The organism is Bradyrhizobium sp. Kon10 (genome assembly GCF_055807395.1).
Window position 1 is genome coordinate 50137 of the sequence record NZ_JBVVOZ010000023.1, and the last position, 15153, is coordinate 65289.

Annotated in this window: 12 protein-coding genes and 1 riboswitch; of the genes, 4 read left to right on the forward strand and 8 right to left on the reverse strand. The window is 65.8% G+C overall.

Features of this window, described 5'->3' with window-relative positions; genetic code table 11:
* Nucleotides 1–6: 6 nt before the first annotated feature.
* A complete protein-coding gene (locus tag AC0L2O_RS26435) occupies nt 7–588 on the reverse strand; it encodes a DUF2239 family protein (RefSeq protein WP_409191251.1) in 582 nt (193 codons plus the stop codon).
* 161 nt (nt 589–749) lie between these two features.
* Between AC0L2O_RS26435 and AC0L2O_RS26440 the strand changes: the two genes are divergently transcribed.
* Nucleotides 750–1415: a glutathione S-transferase family protein gene (locus tag AC0L2O_RS26440; RefSeq protein WP_409191250.1), complete on the forward strand. Its 666-nt coding sequence runs from the start codon at nt 750–752 to the stop codon at nt 1413–1415.
* 120 nt (nt 1416–1535) lie between these two features.
* Here the strand turns inward: AC0L2O_RS26440 and AC0L2O_RS26445 are convergent, their stop codons facing one another.
* Entirely contained in the window at nt 1536–2831 is a 1296-nt protein-coding gene (locus tag AC0L2O_RS26445) for an MFS transporter (protein ID WP_369720090.1), read from the reverse strand.
* 97 nt (nt 2832–2928) lie between these two features.
* The gene (gene ggt / locus AC0L2O_RS26450; protein ID WP_473371772.1) at nt 2929–4680 is read right to left on the reverse strand and encodes a gamma-glutamyltransferase; all 1752 of its coding nucleotides are present in this window, start codon (nt 4678–4680) and stop codon (nt 2929–2931) included.
* 96 nt (nt 4681–4776) lie between these two features.
* Between ggt and AC0L2O_RS26455 the strand changes: the two genes are divergently transcribed.
* Nucleotides 4777–6165 (forward strand): MFS transporter, encoded by a 1389-nt coding sequence (locus AC0L2O_RS26455; RefSeq protein WP_473371773.1) that lies wholly within the window; start codon nt 4777–4779, stop codon nt 6163–6165.
* A gap of 117 nt (nt 6166–6282) precedes the next feature.
* Here the strand turns inward: AC0L2O_RS26455 and purH are convergent, their stop codons facing one another.
* From purH to AC0L2O_RS26470, 3 genes are all read right to left on the reverse strand, one after another.
* On the reverse strand, nt 6283–7875 hold the full coding sequence (gene purH, locus AC0L2O_RS26460; RefSeq protein WP_473371774.1) for a bifunctional phosphoribosylaminoimidazolecarboxamide formyltransferase/IMP cyclohydrolase: 1593 nt from the start codon (nt 7873–7875) through the stop codon (nt 6283–6285).
* 25 nt (nt 7876–7900) lie between these two features.
* Nucleotides 7901–7982, reverse strand: a riboswitch (ZMP/ZTP riboswitch).
* A 58-nt stretch (nt 7983–8040) separates the two neighbouring features.
* Nucleotides 8041–9759, reverse strand: coding sequence for a heparinase II/III family protein (locus AC0L2O_RS26465; RefSeq protein ID WP_473371799.1), 1719 nt, complete (start codon nt 9757–9759; stop codon nt 8041–8043).
* Nucleotides 9760–9916: 157 nt separating this feature from the next.
* Nucleotides 9917–11263, reverse strand: a complete 1347-nt coding sequence (locus AC0L2O_RS26470; RefSeq protein WP_473371775.1) for an RsmB/NOP family class I SAM-dependent RNA methyltransferase — start codon at nt 11261–11263, stop codon at nt 9917–9919.
* 188 nt (nt 11264–11451) lie between these two features.
* Here AC0L2O_RS26470 and AC0L2O_RS26475 point away from each other — a divergent pair, with 188 nt between their 5' ends.
* Together AC0L2O_RS26475 and AC0L2O_RS26480 are read left to right on the forward strand one after the other, a co-directional pair.
* Nucleotides 11452–11649, forward strand: coding sequence for a DUF1674 domain-containing protein (locus tag AC0L2O_RS26475; protein ID WP_473371776.1), 198 nt, complete (start codon nt 11452–11454; stop codon nt 11647–11649).
* 75 nt (nt 11650–11724) lie between these two features.
* Nucleotides 11725–12315: a thermonuclease family protein gene (locus AC0L2O_RS26480; RefSeq protein ID WP_369720085.1), complete on the forward strand. Its 591-nt coding sequence runs from the start codon at nt 11725–11727 to the stop codon at nt 12313–12315.
* Between the two features lie 54 nt (nt 12316–12369).
* Here AC0L2O_RS26480 and AC0L2O_RS26485 read toward each other — a convergent pair whose 3' ends face one another.
* Both AC0L2O_RS26485 and acs read right to left on the reverse strand, forming a co-directional pair.
* The gene (locus AC0L2O_RS26485) at nt 12370–12885 is read right to left on the reverse strand and encodes a L,D-transpeptidase (protein WP_369720084.1); all 516 of its coding nucleotides are present in this window, start codon (nt 12883–12885) and stop codon (nt 12370–12372) included.
* A 295-nt stretch (nt 12886–13180) separates the two neighbouring features.
* Nucleotides 13181–15127, reverse strand: a complete 1947-nt coding sequence (gene acs, locus AC0L2O_RS26490; RefSeq protein ID WP_473371777.1) for an acetate--CoA ligase — start codon at nt 15125–15127, stop codon at nt 13181–13183.
* Nucleotides 15128–15153: the final 26 nt, after the last annotated feature.

A 15153-nucleotide genomic window follows, 5' to 3' on the forward strand; every position in this document is an offset into this window, starting at 1 on the left:
CGCGGCTTAAGCGCGGTCGCTATAGGCGAGCTTGACGATGTGGTCGCGGATGTCGGCGGGCCAGTCGGCGATCAGTCCGGTAAAGCGGCGCCGGTCATCGGCGAACAGCGCACGCGAGGCTTCCTCGAACTGCGGCAGGTTGCCGGCCATGGTCGACATGAAATGATAGGCCGCATCGCGCGCCTGCCGCTCGCGGTCCTTGTCGCCGCTGGTGCGCCGCGCCTCCTCGACCAGCTTGCGCAGCGCGACCGAGGCGCCGCCCGGCTGCGCGTTGAGCCACTCCCAGTGGCGCGGCAGCAAGGTCACCTCGCGCGCGACCACGCCGAGCTTCGGCCGGCCGCGCCCGCGCGGCTCGCTCGCTGGTTCGGCGACGTCGGCCGGCGGCGGCACGAGCTTCGCCACCCGCGCCAGCACCTCGCGATCGCCGCCACGCAGATCGAAATCGATCGATCGGCCCGTGCTGTCCTCGAAGATGATGATGGGCTCGTCCGGCCGCGCTGCCATCCGCTTGACGACCAGCGCGACCTCTCCGGCCGGTCCGGACGCCAGGCGCCGCTGGCCCTGGAAGGCGGTGAAAGTCCTATGCATCGAAATCATTGCCAAAATTTGTGACGTCGGCCTCTTAATACCCGGGTAAATTGCCAACGTCAATATACCCGGGTGAAATTATCGTCCGCACGGCTCGACATTGCCGTCCCGGGCTGGCACGAACGCGCGGCCAACCGACCACCGCAAGCTGGGGACCTCCGATGCTGACCGTTCATCACCTCAACAATTCACGCTCGCAGCGCGTGCTGTGGCTGCTCGAGGAGTTGGGGGTGCCCTACGAGATCGTGCGCTATCAGCGTCAGCCGGACATGCGCGCACCGAAGGAGCTCCGCGCCATCCATCCGCTCGGCAAGTCGCCGGTCGTCACCGACAACGGCAACACCGTCGCCGAGTCCGGCGCGATCATCGAATATCTGATCGCGACCTACGGCAACGGCCGGCTGATCCCGCCGCCGAACACGCCGGAGCGGCTGCGCTTCACCTATTGGCTGCATTACGCCGAGGGTTCTGCGATGCAGCCTCTGCTGTTGAAATTGCTGTTCACGTTGATGCCGAAGCGCGCGCCGGCCTTGCTGCGGCCTCTGGTGCGCAAGGTCTCGAACCAGGCGCTGACCGGGTTGGTCAATCCGCAGCTCAAGCAGCACATGGATTACTGGGAAAGCGAGCTCGGCAAGTCCGAGTGGTTCGCCGGCAACGAGTTCAGCGCCGCCGACATTCAGATGAGCTTTCCGCTCGAAGCAGCGCAGGCGCGCGGCGGCCTCGAGCAGGGCCATCCCAGGGCGATGGCGTTCCTCGAACGCATCCACGCGCGCCCGGCTTACAGCCGCGCCCTCGAGAAGGGCGGGCCGTACCTGGTCGGACGATAAGCCACTTTGATCGTCATTCCGGGATGGTCCAAAGGACCAGACCTCAGGTGCGCAATTGCGCACCGGGGAATCTCGGGGTTCCGGGTTCACGCTTCGCGTGCCCCGGAACGACGTTGACTGCTAGTCCGGGTGCAGCACGCGACCGCGCGTCTCCGGCAATGCGAATGCGGCAATGAAGAACACCGCGTAAGCCACCACCGCAAAGATGGCGATCGCATTGGCAAGCGACGCCGTCGCTGAGAGCGCGCCGACCAGGAACGGAAACAGCGCGCCGATGCCGCGGCCGAAATTGTAGCAAAAGCCCTGGCCCGAGCCGCGCAAGCGCGTCGGATAGAGTTCAGTCAGGAAGGCGCCGACGCCGGAGAAATAACCCGAGGCGAAGAAACCAAGCGGGAAGCCCAGCACCCACAGGATCTGGTTGGTCAGCGGCAACTGCGTGTAGAGCAGCACCACGGCAATTGCGCCGAGCGAGAAGGTCAGGAACAAATTGCGCCGTCCGATCCGGTCGGCGAGCCAGGCGCCCACGAGATAACCGACGAAGGAGCCGATGATCAGCGTCGACAGATAGCCGGTCGAGCCGACGATCGACAGATGCCGCTCCTTGGTCAGGAACTGCGGCACCCAGAACGTGACGGCGTAGTAGCCGCCTTGGCAGCCCGTCGCCATCAGCGACGCTAAAATCGTGGTCTTCAGGATCGGGCCGGAGAAGATTTCCCAGAGCGCCGGACGATTGCCGCTCTCAGCGTGCCTGGCGCGCGCCGCCGCCGCGATCTCCGGCTCAGTGACGGAGCGGCGAATATAAAACACCAGCAGTGCGGGCAGCGCGCCGATCACGAACATCCAGCGCCACGCCGTCTCGGCCGGGATCAGCGAGAACAGGATCGCCTGCGACAGCACCGCGAGCCCCCAGCCGACCGCCCAGCCCGACTGCACCGAGCCGACCGCGCGCCCGCGATATTGCGGCCGGATCGCTTCGCCCATCAGCACGGCGCCCGCGGCCCACTCGCCGCCGAAGCCGAGGCCCAGCACCGCGCGGGCGATCAGAAGCTGCTCGAAATTCTGCACGACCGCGCAGACCAGCGAGAACACCGAGAACCAGAGGATGGTGATCTGCAGTGTCCTGACCCGGCCGATATGGTCGGAGAGATAGCCGCCAAGCCAGCCGCCGATGGCGGACGCCAGCAGCGTCACCGTGCCAGCGAGGCCGGCCGAGCCCGGATCGACCTTCCACAGCGCGATGATGGTCCCGATCACCAGCGGGTAGATCATGAAATCCATGCCGTCGAGCGCCCAGCCCGCGGCGCACGCCCAGAACGTCCGCCGTTCCGGCGCATTCATGTCGCGATAGAAGGCGAGAAGGCTGGTGTCCTCGATCTCGGCGCGTTCAATGCGCTCGGTCGGATCGGCTGTGGTCATCTGCGTTTCCCCGGGCAATTTTTTGTGTCCCGCGGTGGTAGCACGGGCGGCGGCCGGCGCAAGCCGGTGCGTGCTGTCATGCCATGCGAGGGCCGCGTTACTGTCCCGCGGCTGCAGCGCCGCGGGTGCGCGGATCGGGCGCGCCGAGCGGGCCGTTCGGCGTTACGAGAATCGAATTGGCGGAGGTCTGTCCCATCGGCTCGACGATGAGGTGGTCCATCGCTTTGAGCTCGAACAGGACGTCGTCGGGAAAGCCGCGCTCGACGCGCACCTCGTCCGGCAACCATTGGTGATGCAGCCGCGGCGCGGCCACGGCGGCCGCCACGTCCATCTTGTAGTCGAGCACGTTGACGATGACCTGGAGCACGGTCGAGATGATGCGGCTGCCGCCGGGCGAGCCGGTCACCAGCACTGGTTTGCCGTCCTTCAACACGATGGTCGGCGACATCGAGGACAGTGGGCGCTTGCCCGGTCCGGGCAGATTGGCCTCGTAGCCGACCAGGCCATAGGCGTTGGAGGCGCCGACCGCCGCGGTGAAATCGTCAAGCTCGTTGTTGAGCAGCACGCCGGTGCCGCCGGCGACGAGACCGACGCCGTAGCTGAAGTTCAGCGTATAGGTATTGCTGACGGCATTGCCGCGGGCATCGACGACAGAAAAATGCGTGGTGTTGCTGCCTTCGCGCGGCGAAGCCGCGATGGCCACAATATCCTTTGCGGGCGTGGCGCGAGCGGTGGAGATGCCGGCGCGCAGCCTGGCAGCGTAGTCCTTGGCGGTCAGCGTCTCGATCGGCGCGTTGACGAAGGCGGGATCGCCGAGATAGCGCGCGCGATCCGCATAGGCGCGCTTCATGGCTTCGATGAGGAGATGCAGCGACGCCGGTGAACCCTGCTTCAGATCTCCGAGTTGAAAACCTTCAAGGATGTTGAGGGTCTCCACCAGCACCACACCGCCGGAGGACGGCAGCGGCATCGACACGATGTCATAGCCGCGATAGGTGCCGCGCACCGGTGCACGGATCACTGGCACGTAGGCCTTCAGATCGGCTGATGTCATGATGCCGCCGGCGTCCGACACGGCCTTGGCGAGCTTGTCCGCCACCGGACCCTGATAGAAGCCGCGCGGCCCTTGCGCCGCAACGGCCGACAGCGTGTCGGCGAGATCGCTCTGCACCAGCCTATCGCCTTCACTGAGCGCCTTGCCGTCAGGCCGCGAGAAGATCCTGGCGGAGGACGGCCAGTGCGCCAGCCGCGGGTACAGGCCCGGCAGGGTATCGGCGATATCGTCGCTGACGACAAAGCCGTCGCGGGCGAGTGCGATCGCGGGCTCCAGCAATTGCGCCAGCGTGAACTGGCCCGAGCCGTATTTCTCCAGCGCCAGCGCGAGTCCCGCGACCGTGCCGGGCACGCCGATGCCGAGCGCGGAATCGCGCGACTTGGCGGCATCAGGTTTGCCGTCGGGTCCGAGGAAGATCTGTGGCGTCGTCGCCGCCGGTGCGGTCTCGCGATAATCGATCGCGATGTCCTCGTTGCGCTCAGTGGAGTGGATCACCATGAAGCCGCCGCCGCCGATATTGCCGGCGCGCGGATAGGTCACCGCCATGGCAAAGCCGGTTGCGACCGCGGCGTCGACCGCATTGCCGCCGCGCCGCAGGATGTCGGCCCCAACTTGCGCAGCCATCTTCTCCTGCGCCACCACCATGCCGTGCTCGGCGGGAACGGCGTGCACCGTGTCGAGCGCGGGCGGAACATAAGCCCGCCGCGCATCCTGCGCGGTCGCGGATGCAAGGCCAAACGCCAGAGTGGCAATGAGGGCGAAAAACGCCCGCCGTGTCGAAAATGACGACATCATCAAATTTCCGCCGTGGCTTCGAGCCAATTCACTGCGCCGCAATGCTATACGGTTTGCCCCACGAGAGACAAAACTGTTCGTGAAGAGGACTACGTGATGACGACGATCGCCCCGGATGCGCGCATGGCCGTCGCTCAGCCGACCTATCCGCCGCGCGCCGCCGTCATCAGTTGGATCTTCTTCGATTGGGCCGCACAGCCTTATTTCACGCTGATCACGACCTTCGTGTTCGCGCCCTATTTCGCCACCAGCGTCGCACCGGATCCTGCCACCGGACAATCGCTATGGGGTTTCACGATGGCTGCCGCGGGCCTGGCGATCGCCCTGCTGTCGCCGGTGTTAGGGGCCATCGCGGATGCCTCCGGTCGGCGAAAGCCATGGATCGCGGCGTTCGGCGCCGTCTTGGTGGTGGCCTCCTGCGCGCTTTGGATCGGCAAGCCCGGGGATCACACCATCATTGCGCCGCTGCTCACTGCGGTCGCGCTTGCCAGCGTCGGCGCGGAGTTCGCCACCGTTTTCAACAATGCAATGATGCCGACCCTGGTGCCACCGGAGCGGATCGGCCGGCTCTCCGGCACGGGCTGGGCCACGGGATACATCGGCGGCATCGTCAGCCTGATCATCGTGCTCGGCTTCCTCGCCGCCAATCCCGAGACCGGGCGGACGCTGCTCGGATTCTCGCCGCTGTTCGGGCTCGATCCCGCCAGCCATGAAGGCGACCGCGCCGCGGGTCCGTTGACCGGGCTGTGGTTCATCGTCTTCGTGACGCCGATGTTCGTGTTCACGCCGGATTATCCGGCGAAGCGACCGCTGCGCGCGGCGCTGCGCGAGGGGCTCTCCGGACTGAAGCAATCGCTACAGAGCCTGCCGCAGCAGAAGTCGCTGGCAGCCTTTCTGCTCGCCAATATGATCTACACCGACGGCTTGGTCTCGCTGTTTGCATTCGGCGGCATCTACGCCGCGGGCACCTTCGGCTGGCATACGATCCAGATCGGCACGTTTGGCATCATCCTCGCCATCGCCGGCACCTTTGGCGCGTGGCTTGGCGGCAAGCTCGACGACCTTCTGGGGCCGAAGCGCGTCATCGCCGGCAGCATGCTGATCCTGCTGCTGGCGCTCGCGGCCATTCTTCTCGTCGACAAGGACTCGATCTTCTTCGTCAAAGTTGCGCCACCGGAGCCCGGAGGTGCGCTGTTCGCGGGTGCCGCGGAGCGCGCCTACGTCATCCTGGGCTGTCTGATTGGCGCAGCCGGCGGCCCGCTTCAGGCGGCCTCGCGCACGCTGTTGATCCGCCTCGCGCCGAAGGACCGTATCGCGCAGTATTTTGGCCTGTTTGCACTGACCGGAAAGGTGACGTCGTTCATCGGCCCTCTATTGATCGGCCTGATCACTGCGGCAACCGCGAGCCAGAAGGCCGGCATGGCCGTGCTGGTGGTGTTCTTCGTCGCGGGGCTGGGGCTGTTGATGCGGGTGCGCGAGTCCTAACTCCCATCGTCGTCCCGTAGCCCGGATGGAGCGCAGCGCAATCCGGGAAACCTGCTGCTTCAGAGACGCTGATCCGGATTGCGCTGCGCTTCATCCGGGCTACCCGCGTGGTGAGCCTTAATGCCGGAAATGTCGCGTCCCCGTGAACACCATGGCGATGCCGTGCTCGTCGGCGGCCTTGATCACCTCGTCGTCGCGCATCGAGCCGCCGGGCTGCACCACGGCGGTGGCGCCGGCTTCGATGCAGGCGAGCATCCCGTCGGCGAACGGGAAGAACGCGTCCGAAGCCACGACAGAGCCCTTGGTGAGCGGCTCGGCAAGCTTCAACTCGCGGGCTGCATCTTGCGCCTTGCGCGCCGCGATGCGGGCTGAATCGACCCGGCTCATCTGGCCCGCGCCGATACCGACCGTGGCGAGATCCTTGGAGTAGATGATCGTGTTCGACTTGACGTGCTTGGCGACCCGGAACGCGAACTTCAGGTCGCGCATCTCGGCATCGCTCGGAGCGCGCCTGGTCACGACCTTGAAGGTCATGTCGTCGACCACGGCGTTGTCGCGGCTCTGCACCAGAAGGCCGCCGGCAACCGTCTTCGCGGTCAGGCCCGGGGCGCGCGGATCCGGCAGGCTGCCGGCGAGGAGCAGGCGCAGATTCTTGCGCGCGCCGATGATGGCGATCGCCTCGTCGCTGGCATCGGGCGCGATGATCACTTCGGTGAAGATTTTGGTGATCTCGCGCGCGGTGTCGGCATCCAGCGCGCGGTTCATCGCGATGATGCCGCCGAAGGCGGAGGTGGAATCGCAGGCGAGCGCCTTGCGGTAGGCGCTGACGAGATCGGAGCCTTCCGCGACGCCGCAGGGATTGGCGTGCTTGACGATGACGCAGGCCGCGGTGCGCTTGGCGTCGAACTCGCCGATGCACTCATACGCCGCATCGGTGTCGTTGATGTTGTTGTAGGAGAGCTCCTTGCCCTGCAACTGCCGCGCGGTCGAGACACCAGGCCGCTTGTCCGGCGTCGCATAGAACGCGGCAGTCTGGTGCGGGTTCTCGCCATAGCGCAGCGACTGGATCAGCCTGCCGCCGAAGGCACGGAAATCGGGTGCGTCGATCTCGAGCTGACGTGCGAACCAGTTCGAGATCGCGGCATCGTAAGCGCCGGTGCGCGCATAGGCTTTGGCCGCAAGCCGCCGCCGCAGCTTCAGCGTGGTCGCGCCGCTGTTGGTGGCGAGCTCGTCGAGCACGGCCTGGTAGTCCTGGGCTTCGACCACGACAGCGACGTCATCATGGTTCTTCGCGGCGGCGCGAATCATCGCAGGGCCGCCAATGTCGATGTTCTCGATGCACTCCTCAAAGCCGGCGCCTTTGTCGACGGTGGCCTCGAACGGATAGAGGTTGACGACGAGAAGATCGATCGGCGCGATGTCATGCGCCTTCATCGCTTCCGCATGCTCCTTGTTGTCGCGAATCGCGAGCAGGCCGCCATGCACCTTCGGATGCAGCGTCTTGACGCGGCCGTCCATCATCTCGGGAAAGCCGGTCAACTCGGAGACGTCTTTCACCTTAAGGCCGGCCGCGGCAATCGCTTTGGCCGTGCCGCCGGTGGAGACGAGTTCGACGCCATGCGCGGCAAGCGCCCGGGCGAATTCGATCAGGCCGGTCTTGTCGGAAACGGAGAGAAGAGCGCGGGTGATGCGGCGGGGATGGTCAGTCATGAGCAAGATCCTCTGTCTTAAGGAGTGTCTATGCCCAGGCGCGCGGCAGATATGTGTCGCGCTTCCCGATGGTGCTCCATCCAAGGTCGCCAGTCGCGCGAACGAGCGCTCGATAGCAGCTTTTGGCCATTTTCACAATGATCAGATCGGGCCGAAACGCGCGCTCTACAGCGGAAGTTCCGGCTCGCGCCGGGCGTTGCGGCGAGCATTGGTGACCGTGGGCGAAGCGGTCGAGCGGACAAAGCTCCAGCGGATCGAGGGCGCCTGACGCGCATCCTGGCGGATCACGATCTGCGCGGTGCGGCGCGGCCCGTCATTACCGGCCAGGAACACGCTGTCCTCGAGATCGACCTTGTCGTCGAGGGCCTCGAAGGTCCAGACGTCGCGATTGGGCAGCACCAGCATGACGCCGCGGGCGTCCGACAGCCGGCTCGCCTTGACGGCCGGATGCAGATGGAAGCGCACCGCGAAATCGGCGTCGGCGCCCCTGAGGCGCGCGCCTTGCGGCGGCGACAGCATGTCCTCGCCATCGATGCGCGCGCCGTCATTGGCGATCATCAGCACACGGCGATAGATCACGCCGAATTTGGCGAGGTAGCCGTCATGCGAAGTCGTGAGCAGCGTGCCGTCCTGTACGACCTCGCGATAGCTCTCGACCTGGACGGGGCCGCTGGTCACGGGCGCGCCATGTAGCAGCCGCTTCATGGCCGACATCTCGACGAACTGGCAGGACGAGGTGTCGTGATAGGTCAGTGTCGAATGTGCCGCGGTGCCGCGGGCGAACGGGCGCCAGTTGTCGCGTCCCGTGGTCGGCATCCCGCAATTGGTGACGATGCGGCTGATGCCCGACGACAATTCGAACGACAGGCAACCGGCATGGGCATCGTGGCTGACGCCGGCCGGCGGCGGCGGGCCGGTATCGATGATCAGCGTGGTCTGGCCGGCATCGAGGCGCTGGAATCCGGTATGCGGCATGTTCGCCATCGGAGTGCCGTGGGTGTCGTCATAGGCGAGGAGCGTGGCGAGCAGGTCGGAAGGCGTCGCGCTCATGCCGTTGAACAGCGCGAAATTGCCGTCGCCATGCCGGAAGAAGCGCAGCATCGGCATCATGCGGTCGATCGCGTTGAGCAGCGCCGGCGGCGGCGCGATGTTGCGCGCGGCAAAAGTCTGCCGCAGCGGCAGCAGGTCGATCAGCAACTCGATCAGCGCGCCGGGGTTACGCGAGATATGCCCGCCGTCGGGCAAGATCTGGCGCTGCAATTCGTCCGAGAGCTTCTTCGACGCGCTGCGGATGTGGCTGGCCTGGTTGGCGAGGCAGAGTGCCGTGTAGCACAGCGCGATCAGCACCTGGAGCTTCGGCACTCCATCCGGAATGTTGACCATGGTGTAGCGCATCAGGCGGATCTCGCGCGCCAGCGCACGCAGATAGCGGCGGTAGAACTTGTTGTCGGTGTCGTTGAGCACCAGCGGTGCCTGCGACAAGAGCGAGATCACGCGGCGCGCCAGCACGTCGGCGCGGCGTCCAATGGGACGGCGCTTGTTGGCGGGATTGGAAATCCAGTCCTCGACCAGCGCGCGCGCATTGGCGCGCGTCAGCGCGGTGTCGGCGGCGCGCAGATGGCGCAGCCAGCCGAAGCCGAGCAGCGCGACCTCCCAATCCTCCGACGGCGGATCGAGATCGAAGATCGAGCGGCCATGGCAGTTGACGATCTTGCCGGCGAAGACGAAGCGCCCGGCGTAGATCTCTGCGGCACGCGTCGCGTCCGCGGTGCGCAGATCGTGCGGCGCGATGATCAGCCGGTCGGTCCGGCCGGGCCACACCCGCGACAGCGCAACGGAGCCGCCGCTCGCGCGCGCGAGCATGTTCCGCGCGAAGCGGTTCATCACCAGCGTCGAGATACGTCTGCGTTGAGCGACCGACACGCCTTGCCTTGAAGGGGGAGAGAATTCCGACGAATCCTTATTAATCCCAAAATCGGTCGGCTGACACCACCTTGAAACGCCCCGAATCAGTGTCGCAGCAGGAAAAACCGGTGCAAAATCAGGATTTAACGAGCCGGGCCGCAAAAAATCCGTCGAGCCCGCCGAGCTTCGGGTCGGCGTGCGGCAAATGGCTCGGCAGGGTCCGAAGATCACCGTCGGCGGTGATGATCTCGCTGAGCCCGGAGACCTCGGAGGCTTCGATCGGCACGCGGCGCAGCCCAGGCTCTGCGGCCAGCAGCGCGGCGATGGCGTGCTCGCCCTCTTCGGGTTCCAGCGAGCAGGTGCAGTAGACCAGCGTGCCGCCGGGCTTGAGCAGCGAGATGGATTTGCGCAGCAGCCGCTGCTGCAGCGTGGTCATCGCGGCGATGTCGGATTCCTGCCGGAGCCAGCACACGTCGGGGTGCCGGCGGATCGTCCCGGTCGAGGTGCAGGGCGCGTCGATCAGGATACCGTCAAATCCATCCGCGGGACCGGCCCATTCCACGGCGTCGGCGACGACAGTCTCGGCCTGGAGCGACAATCGCGCCAGATTTTCGCGCAGGCGCGACACCCGGGCCGGCGAACGGTCGATCGCCGTGACATGCGCGCCGGCGTGGGCCAGTTGCGCGGTCTTGCCGCCGGGCGCGGCGCAGAGATCGGCAATGGACTTGCCCTTGATGTCGCCGAACAACCGGGCTGGCAGCGCTGCGGCGGCATCCTGCACCCACCATTGTCCCTCAGTGAAGCCAGGCAGCATGGTCACCGCGCCGTGCAGCACCGTACGCACCGATCCGGTCGGCAGCATTTCGCCGTGCAGCCGGCTCGCCCATTGCGCGGCGTCGGACTTGACGGTGAGATCGAGCGACGGCTCGTGGCCGAGCGCGAGCGCCATGTCCCTTGCGACAGTCTCGCCGTAATGCGCGCTCCAGCGCGCGAGCAGCCAAGGCGGCAGGTCCAGCGATTGCGCGGCGACTTCCTCGACCAGCGCCTTGCCCTCGCGCGCGCAGCGGCGCAGCACGGCGTTGACGAGGCCGGCATAGCGCGCGGCACGCCGGTCGGACTGCACCAGGCGCACCGCGAGATCGACGGCGGCGTGATCGGGCACGTCCATCCACAGGATCTGGGCGGCGCCGATCAGCAGCGCGCTCTGGGCGCGTGGCGCATCGGACGGGATGCCCTTTTCGAGCAGGCGCGACAGCACATGGCCGAGTGTGCCGAGCCGGCGCAGAATGGTCGCAACCAGGCGCCGCATCAGCGCACGGTCGCGGTCGGCGAGCGTCTTTAATCCGGGGTGGGCGCCGGTGCCGTCGAGCTGGTCGTCAAGCGTGCGGTGCTTGTGCAGAACGCCGTCGACGATGTCGGCAGCGATCCGCCGCGCCGCGAGACCGGGCACTTCGGATGGAGGGGCGAAACGTTGAGATGGCATGCGGAAACAAGGTTCTGAGCGAAGCGGCAGTTCCGCCGCAATGGCGCATGCCTTAACAACTGCAGATGTGGCATGTGAATATGCCAAATGTAAGAATGGCCTCTGGCGTTTTCAGTCCTTCGCGGCCATTTCAGCAATGCGTTATTGGACGTCGCGCGACCATTGATCCTGCGCTAGGAGACCAGGCGATGACCGACCATCCCACCGTTCCCGATCGCAAGCCGCTGTCGCCGGCGGCCCAGCGCGCGCTGGCCGAAGCCGAGGCGCGGCGGCGGGCCGCCGCGGCGCATGCCGAGGCGGCGCCGAAGGAGTTGCAAGGGCCGAAGGGGCCAGAGCCCACCCGTTATGGTGATTGGGAGCGCAAAGGCATCGCCTCGGATTTCTGAGCGCTCCGGTTCTTGAAGTTCTCTTGTTTTCAAGTTCTCTTGCCGGTTCGGCCGACTCAGCCCTAGCGTACGCGGATGTCGCGTTTCGAGCCCAGCAATCCGTATCGGCCTTCGTACAACCGCTCCCCGTTCGGCCGTCGCTTCTCCGGACTATTGCCGTGGATGTTCGTGGTCGGCGTCGTGGTGGCGGTCGTGGTCACCTTCCGGCATGGCGCGAACTGGCCTGTTCCGCATGTTCCCGGCGGGCACGCGCGGGATACTGCGACCATCCTTGAGCAAACCGGCAATCCCGACATCCGCCTGCCGGTCGACGTCGTCCGCACCATCGATGGCGACACTTTTCTTGCACGCGTGCATCAACGCGACGGACACGAGCTCGTCGCGCGGGTTCGCCTGCGCGGCATCGATGCGCCCGAGATGAAAGCATCCTGCCAGCAGGAACTCGACAAGGCTGAAGCGGCCGCCGACGCGCTGCGCAATCTGCTCGGCCAGGGCGGCGTCACGATCTACAATCTCGGCTCCGAGAAATATGGGCGCGTCCTCGCCGACGTCGCGACCAGACACACCGCCAATGTCTCGGCCGTGCTGCTCGCGGGCGGTTATGCGCGCAGCTACAATGGCGGTCATCGCGACGGCTGGTGCGCACGCGGCTGGCGCTTCTGGTAACAAAAAAGCCGCGTGAACGACGCGGCTTTTCAATTCGATTTTTGATCCCGGCGATCAGCGCGCCACGACCACCGTCGTGCCGACCGAGACGCGGCTGTAGAGATCGGTGATGTCGTCGTTGAGCATGCGGATGCAGCCGTACGAGACGAAGCCGCCGACCGAGCCCGGCACATTGGTGCCGTGGATCGCATATTCGCCGCCGGCCAGCGTCATCGCGGCGACGCCCATCGGATTGCGCGGCGAGCCGCCCGGGATCACGTCGGGAATGTTCGGCTTGTCGCGCTTCACTTCGGCCGGAGGCGACCAGGCCGGGTTGCGGTACTTGCCGTCGATACGGGTGGTGCCGGCCCATTGCTTGCCGGACTTGCCGACGCCGACCGGATAGCGCACGGCGTGGCCGCTATCGAGGATGAGGTAGAGCCGCCGCTCGTTGGTCTTGACCACGATAGTGCCCGGCGAATAGTCGGCCACGTGCGTCCCCACCATTTCCGGCCGCGCCTGCGCCGCCGTCGACATCACGAGCCCTGCCCCGATGGTGGCGGCCAGCGCCACAGCAACCTTCATCGACATCGCTACTTCCCTTGCCCCAAACGGATCGTTCAAAATGACGCAAAACCCGGCAATCGCCGGCTTGCCCAGAGATCCTTAACCGCACCTGTTAACCGGATGGTTTCCACGCGCGGCCGCCGAGGGCCGGCCAGCAGCGAGAACAAAGGAAATGTTCGAAACAAAGTAAATGACTTGAAAACAACACTCGGCGGGAAAGACGCGGGCGCGAGGGAGCGCGTCCTGACAAGTGCGTGAGGATGTCAGCGACGGTCATTCCGGGCCGCGCCATCGCGCGCCCGGAACGACCGATGTGGGTCTACGCCGACTTGCGATTCTGCCGATTCTTGACGAGATCGTCGACCACGGCGGGATCGGCCAGGGTCGAGGTGTCGCCCAGGCTGCCCGGCTCGTCCTCGGCGATCTTGCGCAGGATGCGGCGCATGATCTTGCCGGAGCGGGTTTTGGGCAGCCCCGGTGCGAACTGGATCTGGTCGGGCGAGGCGATCGGGCCGATCTCCTTGCGGACCCAGGTGACGAGTTCCTTGCGCAGATCCTCGGTCGGCTCGACGCCGGCCATCAGGGTCACATAGGCATAGATGCCCTGGCCCTTGATGTCGTGCGGGAAACCGACCACGGCCGCCTCCGACACCTTCTCGTGCGCGACCAGCGCGCTCTCGACCTCGGCGGTGCCCATGCGATGGCCGGAGACGTTGATGACGTCGTCGACGCGGCCGGTGATCCAGTAATAGCCGTCGGCATCGCGCCGGCAGCCGTCGCCCGTGAAATACTTGCCCTTGTAGGTCGAGAAGTAGGTCTGCTCGAAGCGGGCGTGATCGCCATAGACCGTGCGCATCTGGCCCGGCCAGGACTTGGCGATGCAGAGATTGCCGGTGGTCTCGCCATCCAGCACCTGGCCGTCGGCGTCGACGATCTCGGGCACTACGCCGAAGAACGGCTGCGTCGCCGAGCCCGGCTTGAGCTTGGTCGCGCCCGGCAGCGGCGTGATCAAGATGCCGCCGGTCTCGGTCTGCCACCAGGTGTCGACGATCGGGCAGCGCTCGTCACCGACGACTCGGTGATACCACTCCCAGGCTTCCGGATTGATCGGCTCGCCGACCGAGCCGAGCAGGCGGAGCGAAGCGCGCGAGGTTTTCTTCACGGGCTCGTCGCCCGATTGCATCAACGCGCGGATCGCGGTCGGCGCGGTGTAGAAGATATTGACCTTGTGCTTGTCGATGACGTTCCAGAATCTGGAATTGTCCGGATAGTTCGGCACGCCCTCGAACATCAGCGTGGTCGCGCCGTTCGCCAGCGGCCCATAGAGAATGTAGCTGTGGCCGGTGACCCAGCCGACGTCGGCGGTGCACCAGTAGATGTCGCCGTCGTGATAGTCGAACACGTATTGATGCGTCATCGCAGCGAACACGAGGTATCCGGCCGACGTGTGCAGCACGCCTTTGGGCTTGCCGGTCGAGCCGGACGTATAGAGGATGAACAGCGGATCCTCGGCGTGCATGTGCTCGGCCGGGCACTCCGTTGTCACCATCGCGGCTGCGTCGTGATACCAGAGATCGCGCGTCGGGTTCATGTCGACCTTGCCGCCGGTGCGCTTGACCACGACGACCCAGTCGACGCCGTCGGCCTTGGCGAGCGCCGCGTCGACATTGGCCTTCAGCGGCACCTTCTTGCCGCCGCGCAGGCCTTCGTCCGCGGTGATGATGACCTTGGATTGGCAGTCGTTGATGCGCTGGGCGAGGCTGTCGGGCGAGAAGCCCGCGAACACCACGGAATGGATCGCACCGATCCGTGCGCAGGCGAGCATCGCATAGGCCGCTTCCGGAATCATCGGCAGGTAGATGGTGACGCGGTCGCCCTTCTTGACGTTGCGAGTGCGCAGGATGTTGGCCATCCGGCAGACTTCGTCGTGCAGCTCCTTGTAGGTGATGTGCTTCGACTGCGAGGGATCGTCGCCTTCCCAGATGATCGCGGTCTGGTGGGCGCGGTTGTGCAGATGCCGGTCGATGCAGTTATGGGCGACGTTGAGGACGCCGTCCTCGAACCATTTGATCGAGATGTTGCCGGGCGCGAAGGAGACGTTTTCGATCTTGGTCGGGGCCTTCATCCAGTCGAGGCGCTTGGCCTGTTCGGCCCAGAAGCCGTTCGGGTCCGAGATCGAGCGGGCGTACATTTGCTTGTACTTGGACTGGTCGACCCAGGCGCGCTTCGCCCACTCCGCCGGAACGTCGTAGATCTTCTCGGACATGTTTCCCTCCACATACGGCGAGCCGA